The organism is Streptomyces flavalbus (assembly GCF_042674625.1).
GTDB classification, from domain to species: domain Bacteria; phylum Actinomycetota; class Actinomycetes; order Streptomycetales; family Streptomycetaceae; genus Streptomyces; species Streptomyces flavalbus.
The window spans coordinates 142,194-156,140 of record NZ_JBHTEB010000001.1 but is presented as its reverse complement, the minus strand read 5'-3'; the positions used below and the strand labels follow the sequence as shown (position 1 = coordinate 156,140).

General features: G+C 74.6%; 14 protein-coding genes and 1 pseudogene. 6 read left to right on the top strand and 9 right to left on the bottom strand.

Annotated elements, in window-relative coordinates:
• Positions 1-18: 18 nt before the first annotated feature.
• The 5 genes from ACFQZ6_RS00755 to ACFQZ6_RS00735 form a co-directional block, all read right to left on the bottom strand.
• Positions 19-891 (bottom strand): hypothetical protein, encoded by an 873-nt coding sequence (locus ACFQZ6_RS00755; RefSeq protein ID WP_381604368.1) that lies wholly within the window; start codon positions 889-891, stop codon positions 19-21.
• Between the two features lies 1 nt (position 892).
• On the bottom strand, positions 893-1,981 hold the full coding sequence (locus tag ACFQZ6_RS00750; protein ID WP_381604367.1) for a hypothetical protein: 1,089 nt from the start codon (positions 1,979-1,981) through the stop codon (positions 893-895).
• Positions 1,978-3,018 (bottom strand): hypothetical protein, encoded by a 1,041-nt coding sequence (locus ACFQZ6_RS00745; RefSeq protein ID WP_381604366.1) that lies wholly within the window; start codon positions 3,016-3,018, stop codon positions 1,978-1,980. Before ACFQZ6_RS00745 ends, ACFQZ6_RS00750 begins: the two co-directional genes overlap by 4 nt.
• Entirely contained in the window at positions 3,015-3,722 is a 708-nt protein-coding gene (locus ACFQZ6_RS00740) for a cupin domain-containing protein (protein ID WP_381604365.1), read from the bottom strand. Before ACFQZ6_RS00740 ends, ACFQZ6_RS00745 begins: the two co-directional genes overlap by 4 nt.
• Before the next feature lie 130 nt (positions 3,723-3,852).
• Positions 3,853-4,203 (bottom strand): winged helix-turn-helix transcriptional regulator, encoded by a 351-nt coding sequence (locus ACFQZ6_RS00735; protein ID WP_381604364.1) that lies wholly within the window; start codon positions 4,201-4,203, stop codon positions 3,853-3,855.
• Positions 4,204-4,299: 96 nt separating this feature from the next.
• Between ACFQZ6_RS00735 and ACFQZ6_RS00730 the strand changes: the two genes are divergently transcribed.
• Entirely contained in the window at positions 4,300-5,199 is a 900-nt protein-coding gene (locus ACFQZ6_RS00730) for an NAD(P)-dependent oxidoreductase (RefSeq protein WP_381604363.1), read from the top strand.
• 27 nt (positions 5,200-5,226) lie between these two features.
• Here ACFQZ6_RS00730 and ACFQZ6_RS00725 read toward each other — a convergent pair whose 3' ends face one another.
• Positions 5,227-5,907, bottom strand: a complete 681-nt coding sequence (locus tag ACFQZ6_RS00725) for a hypothetical protein (RefSeq protein ID WP_381604362.1) — start codon at positions 5,905-5,907, stop codon at positions 5,227-5,229.
• 181 nt (positions 5,908-6,088) lie between these two features.
• Here ACFQZ6_RS00725 and ACFQZ6_RS00720 point away from each other — a divergent pair.
• Positions 6,089-6,271, top strand: a pseudogene (locus ACFQZ6_RS00720) (GNAT family N-acetyltransferase); the annotation flags it as partial.
• 20 nt (positions 6,272-6,291) lie between these two features.
• Here the strand turns inward: ACFQZ6_RS00720 and ACFQZ6_RS00715 are convergent.
• The 3 genes from ACFQZ6_RS00715 to ACFQZ6_RS00705 all read right to left on the bottom strand — a co-directional run bounded on the left by ACFQZ6_RS00715 (position 6,292) and on the right by ACFQZ6_RS00705 (position 8,200).
• Positions 6,292-7,362, bottom strand: a complete 1,071-nt coding sequence (locus tag ACFQZ6_RS00715; RefSeq protein WP_381604361.1) for a methyltransferase — start codon at positions 7,360-7,362, stop codon at positions 6,292-6,294.
• Between the two features lie 155 nt (positions 7,363-7,517).
• Entirely contained in the window at positions 7,518-7,907 is a 390-nt protein-coding gene (locus ACFQZ6_RS00710; RefSeq protein WP_381604360.1) for a fic family toxin-antitoxin system, toxin component, read from the bottom strand.
• Positions 7,904-8,200 carry a type II toxin -antitoxin system TacA 1-like antitoxin gene (locus tag ACFQZ6_RS00705; protein WP_381604359.1) on the bottom strand — a complete coding sequence of 99 codons (297 nt, stop codon included), beginning with the start codon at positions 8,198-8,200 and terminating at the stop codon, positions 7,904-7,906. The genes ACFQZ6_RS00710 and ACFQZ6_RS00705 overlap by 4 nt, the downstream gene beginning before the upstream one ends.
• 328 nt (positions 8,201-8,528) lie before the next feature.
• On the opposite strand from ACFQZ6_RS00705, the gene ACFQZ6_RS00700 reads away from it, so the two are divergent.
• The 4 genes from ACFQZ6_RS00700 (at position 8,529) to ACFQZ6_RS00685 (ending at position 13,932) form a co-directional block, all read left to right on the top strand.
• A complete protein-coding gene (locus ACFQZ6_RS00700; protein ID WP_381604358.1) occupies positions 8,529-9,680 on the top strand; it encodes a sensor histidine kinase in 1,152 nt (383 codons plus the stop codon).
• Between the two features lie 2 nt (positions 9,681-9,682).
• Positions 9,683-10,354, top strand: coding sequence for a response regulator (locus ACFQZ6_RS00695; protein ID WP_381604357.1), 672 nt, complete (start codon positions 9,683-9,685; stop codon positions 10,352-10,354).
• Between the two features lie 139 nt (positions 10,355-10,493).
• The gene (locus ACFQZ6_RS00690; protein WP_381604356.1) at positions 10,494-11,597 is read left to right on the top strand and encodes an alpha/beta fold hydrolase; all 1,104 of its coding nucleotides are present in this window, start codon (positions 10,494-10,496) and stop codon (positions 11,595-11,597) included.
• A 1-nt stretch (position 11,598) separates the two neighbouring features.
• Entirely contained in the window at positions 11,599-13,932 is a 2,334-nt protein-coding gene (locus tag ACFQZ6_RS00685; RefSeq protein WP_381604355.1) for an FAD-dependent oxidoreductase, read from the top strand.
• Positions 13,933-13,947 lie beyond the last annotated feature (15 nt).

Below are 13,947 nucleotides of genomic sequence, written 5' to 3'. Positions count from 1 at the left end.
CCGCGGGCCGCGGCCGGATCATGCGTCGGGCCAGGTCATGAAGCCCGCGGTGCGCAGCCCGCGCAGGTCGCTCCAGACCGACTGGCGGGGCGGCCGGGGGCCACGGGTGAGCCGCAGTACGGCGCGCAGCAGCCGGGCGGGCGGCAGCGCGGCCACCTCGGTGAACCGGCCCGCGGCGAGCCACTCGACCTCCGCGGGCCGCAGCCCCGGCGGCCAGGGCCCCGACGGCGGCAGCGGTCCCGGCGCGCGCCCGGACACCAGCCGCAGCGCCTGGACGTGCCGGGGCACCAGACCGAGGGAGGCCACCCGTACGCCGGGCACCGGCCCGAGTTCCTCGCGCACCCGGCCGGGCAGGGCGACCCCGGCGGGGCTGGCGTCGTGCAGGACGTGCACCGTGGTGCCCCCGGCCCGCTCCAGGGCGGCCACCGTGTCGGGCCCGAGCGGCAGGTCGTCCGCGGCGCTCAGGACGGGGCACGCCGCCTCCAGGTGGACGTGGTTGGCCAGCAGCATGTGGGCGATGGCCCGGTCCTGGCAGACCAGCAGCCGGGGCAGCCCGTAAGCGTGCAGGTCCGGCTCCCGCGGTGGCCCGCCCACCGTGGGCGCGGGGCCGGGCGGCAGGGGCAGCAGCCCGTCGGGGTCGAGGCCGCGCAGCACCTCCGTGAACCGGGACAGCCGCAGCGGTGGGGCGGGGCTGTACGCGACGCGGCGCAGCACCGGGGGCGTGGGCCGCAGGACGCGGCAGGTCTCGTAGTACAACTGCCGCTCGGTGAACCGGATTCCGCCCGGCTCGGCGGCGCGCCGCGCGGCGACGGTGATCGCGCGGGCGAGCAGCAGCCGGGTGACGGGCCGCACGGACGGCGGTCCGAGCGGGCCTGACGTGGAGGTCGGCACGTCACTCACCTCCCGTCCGCGGCCAGCTCATGAACCCGACCGCGGCGGCCTTGCGGCGCTCCGGGTCGCGCGCGGCGCGGGCCTCCGCCACGGCCCGCTCCACCGCCGACTCCAGCAGGGCCGGGGGAACGGCGGCGAGGGGACTGGTCCGCCCCTGCGTCAGCCACTCGGCCTCCGCGGGCGCGAGGACCGCCATGCGCCGCAGCCAGTCCGGCCACTCGGACGGCTCCGACCGCAGGCGCGCGGGCGGCTCCTCGTACAGCGTGACGGCGTGGGCGTTGAGCAGGGCGGCCCGCACCGGCAGCCCCGCGTCCACGACCACCTGGCCGGGCCGGTCGGCCCGGACGTCGGCGACGAGCTGGTAGCCGCGCGCGCTCGCGTCGTGGAGGACCACCACGGGCCCGTCGCCGGGCAGGTCGGACCGCTCGGCGGCGAGCCTCAGGTTCAGCCGCCGCGGCACGTCGTTGGCGGACAGGAAGACCCGCACGGCGGGGTCCGGGCAGAGCAGCGCGACCGACGCCGTGCTGCGCCGGGTCGGCCCACCGCCGTCGCGCGGCTCGCGGTACGCCAGGTCGTCGACCACGCCGGGCGGCAGGCCCTCGTACACCTGCGTCCAGCGCCCGCGCATGATCGTCCGGAAGTGCTCGGGGGACGGCACCACGTGGCCGCCCGCGCGGCGTGCGGGCTGGTAGCGCTTGCCCCTCGCCACCGCGTACCCGACGGCGGCCACGCCCGCGCCCGCCCACCAGATGAGCAGGGCGTGGGGACTGTCGCGCACCAGGACGCCCAGCACCACCAGGGCGACGACGAGGACCGCCGCCACGGAGCGTCCGATCCACGGCGGGCGCCCGCTCTCCGGGGACGCCGCCCAGGTCGGGTTGGAGGTGCGGACCAGGTAGCCGAGCTGGGTGAGGGTGATCTTTCGGCGGCCCGCGTCGGTGGCCTTCTCGGCGATGCGCCGGACGCGGGTGTCGTGCATCCCACGGCCGTGCAGCCGGGGGTCGAGGGCGAAGGGCCGCCCGCACTTGGAGCAGACGCTTCCGGTGCGTTCCCTGCGCAGCAGGGCGGCCTGGCAGTGCGGGCAGTTCACGTGGTGCCTCCGTCGGGCCAGGTCAGGAAGCCCACGGAGGCCGCCCGCCGCCGCTCCGGGTCGGTCAGGGCGCCGACCCGCTCGACGGCTCGGGTGACGGCGTCCAGCAGCTTGGCGGGCGCGACCGCGACCAGCGGGAACCCCCAGCCCTGGCGGAGCCACCTGAGCTGGTCGGCGCCGAACTCCCCGCTGCGCTCCAGCGGTTCCATGGCGCTCGCGGTCGGCGGCTCGCCGCGCACGGGCACGGCGTTGGCCTTGCCGTACACGGCGTCGAGCGGCAGCCCGAGGTCGAAGACGGGCCGCCCCGGACGCGCGGCGCGGACCCGGTGGACGAGGCCCAGGCCACGGGCGTCGGCGTCGTGCAGGACCAGCACGGGCGCCGGGGTGCGTGAGACGAGGGTGTCGGGGGCGGCGACCAGGGTGAGGCCGTACCGGGCGGGCAGGCCCATGGCGTCGAGGAAGACGGCGACGGACCGGTCCGGGCAGACGAGCAGCGGCCCGCCCGGCGTGTCGGCGCCGGCCGACTCCGGCTGGCCAGCGGGCGGGGACGGGTAGCGGCCGTCGTCGAGCACCCCGGGCGGCAGTGCGCCGTACACGTGCCGCCAGTCCGCCATCGGGCCGGTGCGGAAGGAGTCGCGGTCGAGCCGGGGGCGGCCCCGGCCCACGCCCATGACCTCGGCGGCGACGAAGCCGAGGGCCCCGGCCAGCAGCAGTCCGCCGACGACCGCGACGACCGCAGCGGTGGCCAGCCCGACGAACGTGACGATGAGCCCGGCCACCGTCAGCGCACCGGCGCAGCCCAGGTCGACCTGGGTGTCCCGGAGCGACCTGCGGGACAGGGCGTACCACAACTGGCCCACGGTGCAGGGCACCTGGCCGTCCTGGGTGACCTTGGCGGCGACCCGGCGGACCCGCAGGTCGTTGAGCTTCATCGGGTTGGTCTTCGGGTCCAGGGCGTAGCGGCGCCCGCACTTGCCGCAGACGTTGCCGGGGCGCTCCCGGCGCAGCAGGGACTGCTCGCAGTGCGGACAGATCACCGGCGGTCCTCCCATCCGTGCGCGAGCCGCCGCAGCCGGGCCGCCAGCCGCTCCCGCGCCGTGGTGACACCCGGCCCGCGCACCCGCTGGACCCGCTCGATGTCCCGCAGGGCGGCGGCGAGGGCGAGGTAGTCGGTGCGGGCGCGGGTGCCGGTGGGCGCGGTGCCACCGCCCTCGCCCGCCTCGGCGGCGGCCCTGCGGTCGGCCTCGGGGGCGGTGATGGCGTAGTCCTCGTGGTCGATGCCGTAGCCGGTGTTGGCGGCGAGGATCGTCAGCGGGGAGGTGTCCCGGTTGGCGAAGGAGTGCGGCATCATCTCCGGGATGCGGATCAGCTCACCGGGGGTGAGCGGCACCTCGGTGACCCGGCCGCGCTCGCTGTCGTACAGCCCGCAGGAGGCGTACCCGAGGCTGAGGACGAAGTGCTCGCCGCCGTGCGCGTGCGGGGTGAAGGCGCTGCGCGGGCCGACGATGCCGAGTTTCACGGTGGCGTTGGAGGGCCGCTCCGGGGACGTGGCCGCGTCGCCGACGAGGTAGTGGGCGAACTGCCCGTCGTCGATGAACCGCAGGAGGTCCCGCTCGGGCCCGAGGTCGCGGGCGCCGTCACGGTCGGCGAGGACGACGGAGCCGTCCGGGCGCAGCCGGTACAGCCGGACACCGCCCGGCAGCCCGCCCAGCCGCGACTGGCCGCCCCCGGTGGCCGACATCGCGGACACACCCCTGCGGACACTGCTGAACAAACGTTCCTCCCCCGACCTGCCACTCGCGCTCGAAAGCGCATAGTAGCCGTCGTTCCCGAACACGAGGAGGCATCGCGCCGACCAGGTGAGGACACCTCTACCGGGTCCGCTGGGCGACCGCCCGCTCCCGCCCCCAGTCCGCCAGCGGCCCCAGCGCCGCGTTGAGGCGTACGCCCTGCTCGGTCAGCGCGTACTCGACCCGTGGCGGCACCTCGTCGTAGGAGTCGCGGCGTACGACACCGTCCGCCTCCAGCTCCCGCAGGTGCGAGGCGAGCACCTTCTCGGTGATCCCCGGCACCAGTCGGCGCAGCTCACCGAAGCGGCGGCTGGGGTGCTCGTGCAGCGCCCACAGGATCAGCACCTTCCACTTGCCGCCGATCACCTCCATCGCGACGTCGATCCCGCACATGTGCCCGTCCGGCGCCCCCGGCCGGTTCAGTGTCGTCATGACCCGCCTCCCTGACCTGCTCGCTCACCCCGGGGTAAGCACCCACTCCGAAGTGCGTACTTGATCACCTCCGGGCTGGTGACCAGCCTAATCGGCATGGCAGACACCGCAGTTGAGACACCGCACACCGGCACGAAGACCCCCGTCACCCTGCTCGGCCTCGGCTCGATGGGCGGCGCGCTGGCCCGCGCCTGGCTCGCCGCCGGGCACCCGCTCACCGTGTGGAACCGCACCCCGGCCCGCACCACGCCCCTTCTCGCCGAGGGCGCCCGGGCCGCGGACAGCGCCGCCGCGGCGGTCGCCGCGAACCCGCTGGTCGTCCTGTGCCTGCTGGACGACGACTCCGTGGCCGAGGCGCTTGACGGCGCCGACCTGACGGGCCGGGACCTGGTCAACCTGACGACCAGCACCCCCGCACAGGCCCGCGCCCGCGCGGAGTGGGCCCGCGAGCGCGGCGCCCGCTACCTGGACGGCGGGATCATGGCCGTACCACCCATGGTCGGGGACCCGGGCTCCGGCGCCTATGTGTTCTACAGCGGCTCGGACGACGTGTTCCAGCGGCACCGCGAGACGCTGGCCGTGCCCGCCGCCACCACCTACGTCGGCACGGACCCGGGCTTCGCCGCCCTGCACGACGTGGCCCTGCTCAGCGCCATGTACGGCATGTTCGCCGGAGCCGCGCACGCCTTCGCCCTGATCCGCCGCGAGGACATCGACCCCGTCGCGTTCGCGCCGCTGCTCGCCGACTGGCTGGTGGCGATGGCACCGGCGGTCCACCAGACGGCGCGGCAGCTCAGCAGCGGCGACTACACCCAGGGCGTGGTCTCCCCGCTCGCCATGCAGGTGGCGGGCACCCCGACCTTCCTGAGCACCGCGGAGCAGCAGGGGGTCAGCCCCGAACTGCTCGCGCCGTACTTCGCGTTGATGCGCCGCCGACTGGCGGAGGGCGGCGGCGCGGAGGACCTGACCGGAGTGGTCGACCTCCTGGTGCGCTGAGGGGGTGTGCGGGGAGACCGCCTCGGGTCACCCGTCGGTGCCGGTCTCCTCCGCCGCCGGGGTGGCGGCTTCGTCCTCCGTGACGGCGGTGTAGAACACGGACCGGCCCTGGGTGCTGCGCTGGGCCTGGCTCTTGGCGACGAGGGTCTCCAGGGTGCCGCGCACGACGGTGGTCTTGAGCTTCCGCTCGGGCTGCGCCTCGCGGAGCGCGGCGGTGACCTCCGCGGCCGAGCGCGGTTCGGTCTGCTGGGTGAGGTGGTCGCGGACGAGGTCGATCAGGGTGGGCTGCTTGGCCTGCTCGGTCACCTCGGCCGGGGCGGCGGCTGCCTTGGCACGGCGCTTGGACGCACCGCTGGCCTTCGCCGTCCGCGCCTTGCCCTTGCCGGACGCGGCGGACTTCCGGCGCCGGGGCGCGGGCACGGCGGGCGTGGCTTCCGTGGCTTCCGTGGGCGCTGCCTCCGCGGGCGCTGCCTCCGCGGGCGCGGGCTGCGCGGACGTGGGTTCGGCGGCCGTCCGGGGGATGCCGAGCGCCTGCTGCATGTTCACCAGGACCGCGTGGTCCTGCTGGAGGCCGAGCAACTGCTCCTGGAGAGCGGCGATCTCCGCGCTGATACGTTCCTGTTCCTTGATGTTGCGTTCGAGGTCGCCGGTCACCTGAGCGGCGTACTGCGATGCCAGGTCACTGTTGGCTGTGGTGCTGTCGGACATGTGGCTGTCCTTCCCGGCCGACTGCCGTTGGTGCGCGCGTGCTGCGAGGGGGTGCCGCAGTGTAGCGATAGTACGGACAAACGGAACAGCTGACTCGTACCTGGTGAACACACGTCAGCACATGACCCGAGGGCTCGCTACAGTCCGCGGCATGAGCAGCTTCGCGGCACAGGCCATCGCCCACCAGCGGCTGACCGCGGGCTCCCCGGACCCGGACGTCTCCTGGCTGAACTGGGTGGTCCGGTCGCGGGCGGAGGCCAGGCTGACGGGCACGGTCCAGGCGACGGTCAGCTCACCCGGCGGCGGTGCCGGTGCCGTCGCCGAGGCCGCCTGGGTGGTCGGCACCCCCTGGCAGGGCAGGGGGGAGCGGCGGGGGAGAGGACCCTACGGCCTGATGTCGTAGAGGACGTTGAAGGGGTCGTCCGCCGTGGAGCGGACCACCTCGCGGAAACCGGCCTCCGCCGTCAGGTCGCGTACGACCGCCTCGGGCATCCCGCAGGTGCCGAGGGCGGCGCCGCCGTTGGCGAGGGACGTGGTCATGCAGTAGAAGACGCTGAACCCGTAGAGCATCGACGCGACGGGGCCCACGTTGTCCTGCGGGCGGTCCTGGCAGTTGATCTCCAGCATCAGGTAGTCGCCGTCGTCCTTGACCGCGGCCCTGATGGCGGCCAACAGCCCCTTGGGGTCGGCCGCGTCGTGGATGACGTCGAACGTGGTGATCAGGTCGTAGCGGCCGGGCAGGCCCCGCACGGCGTCCACCGTGGCGAAGGTGACGCGGTCGGCGACACCGGACCGCTCCGCGTGCGCGCGGGCCCGCTCCACCTGGGCGGGGAAGTTGTCGAAGCCGGTGAAGCGGGAGCGGGGGAAGGCCTTGGCCAGCACGGTCAGGGCCCGGCCCGCGCCGCAGCCGACGTCCGCGACGTCGACACCCCGCTCCAGCTTCTCGACGACGTGCGGGAAGGTGCTCAGCCAGTCCTCCACCATCACGCTCTCGAACCAGGCGCCGGTGAACCGGCTCATGCCGTCCCACAGCAGGTCCGGGTAGTCGCCCTGCCGCACCCCGCCACCGCTGCGGAACGCCTCGACCAGCCGCTCGTACGGCGCCAGGGCCGCGGGCAGCATCTGGTACACGCCGCCGAGGAACATCGGCCCCGACTCCTCGGCCAGCGCGGGCGCGTGCTCGGGCGGCAGGGCGAACCGTCCGGGCTCCGGTTCCTCCAGGTAGCCCGCGGCGGTGAGGCCGCGCAGCCACTCGCGGACGTAGCGCTCGTTCAGGTCCAGCCGGTCCGCCAGGTCCGCGCTGCCCGCGGGGCCGTGCTCGGCGAGGTCGCGGAACAGGCCGAGCCGGTCGCCCACGTGGCACAGGCCGACGGCCATCGTGCCGCTGACGTCCCCGAGCGCCTTCTCCATGAAGGCCTCGACCTTCGACTCGTCCAGTTGGTGCTGCGTCGCCATGGTGTCCCGTGTCCCTTCCGGCCGTCCGTCCCGGTCGCGGAGCGCGACCGCACCGGACAGCAGAACACCGGAGCCGCGCCGGTCAGGTGCCGCCACGACGGGCCGGGGCGGCGGGCCCGGACAGCCTCACCCGATCCGCGTAGCCGTGCCGTGGTTCAGCCGGTGGTGGCCCAGTCGCGCAGTTGGCGGGCGATCCGGGCGACGCCGAGCGCGCCGGAGGCCGCGTCGCGGACGAGGGCGACGGCCGCCTTGGGCGGGTAGTCGAGCCGGTGCCCGTTGAGGACGAGGTAGCCCTCGGTGGCGTGCCAGGCGAACGCCTCGTTGGAGTGCTCCAGGCACGGCAGCCGCACCAGCGTCTGGAGCAGCGCGGCGGCCCTGAGGTACGGGGAGCCGTAGATGTCACGCTCCAGCGCGCGGGCGTTGACCCGGGCGACGGCGGCGTACAGCGGGCCGTAGTCGTCGACCTGGGGGTCGCCGTCGAGCAGTTCGGCGGCGTGCAGCAGGAACGTGACGTCGAGCGGGTGCGGTGGTTCCGGCTGGGTCACGCGGCGTGCCCTCGCTCCCGCCGCTCCAGCTCCCGCCGCGCCTCCTGCTCGGCCGCCCGCTGCTCGGCGCCCGGGTCGACGGCGCTGGGCTCCGCCGCGAAGGCCGCGCCGCTGCGGTCCATGGACGCCCGGAAGCCCTCCAGGAACCGCCGCTCCACCGCGGTGGCGCGGTCGTAGGCGGCGGACAGGATGTACTCCTGCATACTCACCCCCGCCTGCTTCGCGGCCGCCGCGATGGCCGCCCGCTGCGCGGGGTCGGGGAAGCGCAGATTCATCGCCTTGGGGTCGGACATGCCCCCACGGTACCAGTGGTACCACGCGGGGGTCATCCGCCCGGCGTCCGCTCCGGACGCCGACTTCGTTGCCGACCGCGGACCGGTCCCCCGTGACCCCCCGTCCGGGCCGCGGTCGGCGCGCGCGGCGGCGCGGGACGTCGGTCCGGCCGCCGTGGTGCTGCCTGACAGACGTTACGGAGGACCCGGACGGGTGTCGTCCGGTGTGGGGATGACCTTGGCGCACAACCAGCGTGGTAGCGGGGCACGGGCTACGACTTCCGCGGTACGTGATCGCCTACCGCACCCGTTTGACGACGACCGTCCGACCCGGGGATACGCTGCGCCGGTGCGGATCCCCCCGTTCGCCGTCGACGTCCTGATCGCTGTGGCGCAGACCGGTGTCGCCGTGCTCCTCGGGATGGAGGCCGAGCAGCAGGGACACCGGGAACTGGGCCTGTTCGCCTACGTGTTGGTCGTACTGGCCAACTCGGCCGTGGCGTTCCGCGGCAGGGCCCCGGTCGCCGTCTGCCTCTTCGTCCACGGAGTCTGGGTCGTCTACGTCACGGCGGGCTACTGGCCCGTGGTGAACTCCCTCGGCCCCATGCTCGCCGTCTACACGGTGGCCTCCCTGCGCGCCACCCGCGTCTCCGTCGCCTGCGCCGTCCTGCTGGGCGCGACCTGGGTGTACGCCGGGGTGCTGTCCGGGGCCGACACGCTCCCCTCCGTCATCGGGCAGGCGATCGTCTGGCCCGCCGTGCTGTGGCGGTTCGGCTTCACCGCCCGCCGCGCCGCCGACCTCACCCGGCGGCTGCGCGAGGAACAGGCCGACCGCGCGCGGCGCGAGGTGGCCGAGGAGCGCGGCCGGATCGCCCGCGAACTGCACGACGTGGTCGCCCACCACATGTCGGTGATCTCCGTGCAGACGGGCCTCGCCCGGTTCGTCTTCGCCACCGACCCGCCCACGGCGCGCGGCGCCCTCGACACGATCGCGGCCACCAGCGGCGAGGCCCTCGAGGAACTCCGCCGGATGCTCCAGGTGCTGCGCGCCGACGACACCGACGGCGAACCCTCCGCCCCGATGCCCGGCCTCGACCGGCTGGCCGAGATGGTCGAACGCGTCCGGGCCGGGGGAGCGCGGGTCCACCTCACCGTGCGGGGCACCCCGCGACCGCTCCCGCCCGGCGTCGAACTGTGCGCCTACCGCGTGGTGCAGGAGGCCCTGACCAACGTACTGAAACACGCCCGGCACGCGGACACGACCGTCGAACTCCACTACACGGCCCGGGAGCTGACCGTCACCGTCACCGATGACGGAGAGGGGGTGATTCCGGACAACGTGCGCCCCGCCGGGGGCCATGGCTTGATTGGGATGCGTGAGCGGGCCAAGCTCTACGGTGGCACGATCAGCATCGGCCCGCGGAGCGAAGGGGGATTCGCGGTGCGCCTCACACTGCCCACCTCGGCGCAGTCGACGCGGCAGCGGGGGGAAGACACCTGACGATGATCAGGGTGCTCGTCGTCGACGACCAGTTCCTCATCCGCGCCGGTCTCGTCGCGCTGCTGCGCGCCGCGCCCGGCTTCGAGGTGGTCGCGGAGGCGGGCGACGGCGAGGAGGCCATCGCCCGCGCCGCCGAGACCCGGCCCGACGTGATCCTCATGGACATCCGGATGCCCGGCATGACCGGCGTCACCGCCATCGAACGGATCATGGCCGAGGCACCGGCACCCGCGCCCCGCATCCTCGTGCTGACCACCTTCGACCTCGACGAGTACGTCTACGGGTCGCTGCGCGCCGGGGCGTCGGGGTTCCTCCTCAAGGACGCGGGCCCCGAACGGCTGCTCGCCGCCGTCACCGCCGTCGCGGGCGGCGACACGCTCTTCGCGCCCAGCGTCACGCGCCGCCTGATCGAGACGTTCGCCCGGCGGGCCGAGCCACGCTCGCACCGGCCCGCCAGCCTGGACGCCCTGACCAGCCGCGAGGTCGAGGTGCTGAAGCTGACGGCCCGCGGCATGTCCAACCCGGAGATCGCCGACCAGCTCTTCATCAGCGAGGCGACCGTCAAGACGCACCTCAACCGCACCATGACCAAGCTGGACCTGGGCAGCAGGGCACAGGCCGTCGTGGTGGCGTACGAGACCGGCCTCGTCACCCCGGGCACCGGCGACGGCTGACGTACCGCCGTGGTTGACCCCCGTACCACGGTGGTCGTCGTGCGATCTCCACCGAGCAGGGGACGACCCGCCGCCCGCCCGGTCCGTAACGTCGCCCCGGCACGGCTGGAAATGGTCGATGAGGTCGGGGGACCCGAGCATGGAACGCAGCATCCCCCGGTACACCCTCGCGGGTGTGCCGGACGCCGATGTCACGTCGCACCCGTTCACCACCGAGGACGGACTCGGCCTGAACCTGACCCGGTTCAGACGGCACGACTGCGACGACGTCGTCGTCCTGCTGCACGGCCTGACGGCCTCCAGCGACCTGTTCATCATGCCCGAGCACCGCAACCTGGCGACCTGCCTGCTGGACCACGGCTTCGGTGACGTGTGGACCCTCGACACGCGGATGAGCAACCGCTTCCCCTACAACACGGAACCGCACGCCCACACCCTGGACGACGTGGCGCTGTACGACTACCCGGCCGCCCTGGCCGAACTGCGCCGCCACGTCGGTGACCGGCGGGTGCACGTCGTCGCGCACTGCCTGGGCTCCATGACCCTGCTGATGAGCGTCTTCGGCGGCGTCGTACGGGATGTCACGAGCGTCGTCGCCAACGCCGTCGGACTGACCATGCGGGTACCGGCCTGGTCCCGCCTCAAGGCCCGGTACGCCCCGCACCTGGCCGAGCACCTGCTCGGGGTGTCGGCCATCGACCCACGCGCCAGCCGCCAGTCCCGGTTCACCCGCGGCTGGTTGCTCAGCCGCCTGGTGTCGCTGGCGCACCAGGAGTGCGACAACCCCGCCTGCCACATGGTGAGCTTCATGTGGGGCACCGGCTGGCCCGCGCTCTACAGCCACGACAAGCTCGACCCGGTCACCCACGACCGCATCGCCGACCTCCTCGGCCCCTGCGGCCTCGACTACTTCCGGCACATCCGCGCGATCGTCCGGGCGGGCCACGCGGTGAAGTACGACCCCACCGAGCCCCGGCACGCCCGCCTCCCCGACGACTACCTGGCGGACGCCGCCGAACGGGCCGACACGGCGGTGCTGTTCATGACCGGCGACCGCAACCACGTCTTCGGCGACTCCGCCGTGCACTGCCACCGGGAACTCACCCGCCGCGCCCAGGACCCCACCCGGTACGAGCTGTTCGTCGCCCCCGGCTACGGCTACCTGGACGCCCTCATCGGCAAGGACGCCCACCGGGAGGTCTTCCCGACCGTCCTCGACTTCCTGAAGCGACGGGCGGTGTGACATGGCGGAGCACCCGGGCCCCGCCCTGCCCGCCGAGCACCCCGAGCCCGCCGAGCACGTCGACGTCGTCATCGTCGGCTCCGGATTCGGCGGCTCCGTCACCGCCTACCGGCTGGCCGAGGCGGGCCTGTCGGTGGTCCTGCTGGAACGCGGCCGGGCCTACCCGCCCGGCACCTTCCCCCGCACCCCGGCCGAACTGGGCCGCGCCTTCTGGGACCCGCGGGCGGGCCTGCGCGGACTGTTCGACGTGCGCAGCTTCCGCCGCTTCGACTCCGTGGTCGCCAGCGGCCTCGGCGGCGGCTCCCTCGTCTACGCCAACGTGCTGCTGCGCAAGGACGAGCGCTGGTTCGTCGAGGCGCAGCCGCTGCCCGGCGGCGGCCACGAGTCCTGGCCCCTGACCCGCGCCGACCTCGACCCCCACTACGACGAGGTCGAGCGGATGCTCGCCGCCACGCCCTACCCGCTCGACCACGCCCCCTACACCGACACCCCCAAGACCCACGCGCTGCGCGAGGCGGCCACCGCGCTCGGCCTCGACGTCCAGCTCCCGCCCCTCGCCGTCAGCTTCGCGCCGCGGCCGGGCGCCGCACCGGAACCCGGCGTGCCGCTCGCCGACCCCGCCTACGGCAACCTGCACGGCGTCCGCCGCACCACCTGCCGCCTGTGCGGGGAGTGCAACCTCGGCTGCAACGAGGGCGCCAAGAACAGCCTCGACCACACCTACCTGTCCGCCGCCCGCCACCACGGCGCCGACCTGCGCACCCACCACGAGGTGCGGGCCGTACGCCCCCTCCCGCGCGGCGGCTACGCCGTGGACTACGTGAGCCACCGCGCGCCGGGCCACAAGGTGCGCTCCCTCGGCTGCGACCGGCTGGTGCTCGCGGCGGGCACCTACGGCACCACGTACCTGCTGCTGCGCTCCCGCGACCACCTGCCCGGCCTCAGCCCGGCCCTCGGCACCCGGTTCGCCAGCAACGGCGACCTGCTCGCCATCCTGGTCCGCGCCGGACACGGCGACCGCCCACGGCCCCTGGAGCCCAGCCGCGGACCGGTGATCACGGCCTCGGTCCGGCTGCCCGACGCGCTCGACGGCCCCGAACACACCGGCCGCGGCGGGTACGTCCAGGACGGCGGCTACCCCGGCTTCATCAGCTGGCTCGCCGAGGGCGCCGACGTCCCGCGGCAGCTCTCCCGGAGCGCCCGCTTCGCGCTCGGCCGGATCGTCGCCCGCGCGAGCGGCACCCCGGACCCGCACCTGTCCCGCCCGCTGTCCGAACTGCTCGGCGCGGGCGTCCTCTCCAGCACCTCCGTCCCCCTGCTCGGGATGGGCCGGGACATCCCCGACGGCGTGCTCCGGCTGCGTGACGGCCGACTCGACGCCGACTGGTCCACGGCCACCAGCGCCGCCTACTTCGAGCGGCTGCGCGCCACCATGCGGCGCCTGGCGGACGAACTCGGGGCGGCCTACGTCGACAACCCCCTCTGGTACGGCAAGCGGGTCGTGTCCGTCCACCCGGTCGGCGGCGCGCCCATGGCCGCGCGCCCCGAGGACGGCGTCTGCGACCCGTACGGCGAGGTGTACGGCCACCCCGGGCTGTACGTCGCGGACGGCGCGGCGATGCCGGGCCCGGTCGGCACCAACCCGTCGCTGACGATCGCCGCGCTCGCCGACCGGCTGTCCACCCGGCTGCTGGAGAACCGCTCCGCGCGGCGCCCGACCCGCGTCCCGCGCCCCGCCCCCGCCTACCCGGACCGCACGTCGCTGGTCTTCACGGAGCGGATGCGGGGCTTCCTCGTCCCCGGGGCGCGTGATCCACGGGCGGTCGGCGCGCCGCGCGAGCCGTTCTCGGTGCGGCTGACGGTCACGCTCGACGACATCGACGCCTTCCTGGACGCGCCCGAGCACCAGGCCCGCGTCGACGGCTGGCTCGACGCGCCGAGCTGCGGCGGACGGCGGCCGGTGCTGCACGGCCTGCTCCGGATGTTCCCGGCGGACGACGACACGCAGGACGGCCGGACGCTGACGTACCTCCTGCGCTTCACGGACGCCGAGGACCGCCCGCGCGTCCTCACCGGCAGCAAGGACCTCACGGGCGGCACACCGCTGCGGCTCTGGTCGGAGACGACGACCCTGCCGTTCCGGCTGCTGGACGGCGCCTGCGCGGAAGACGGCCCGGAGGCCGTCGTCGGCGCGGGCCGCCTGGGCATCCGTCCCCTCGACTTCCTCCACCAGCTCACGACGTTCCGCACCACCGGACCACGCGCCAGGGCGGCACTGGACCGCTTCGGCCGGTTCTTCGCGGGCAGGCTGTGGACGGTCTACGGGAGGCCGTGAACTGTCCGTGACGGT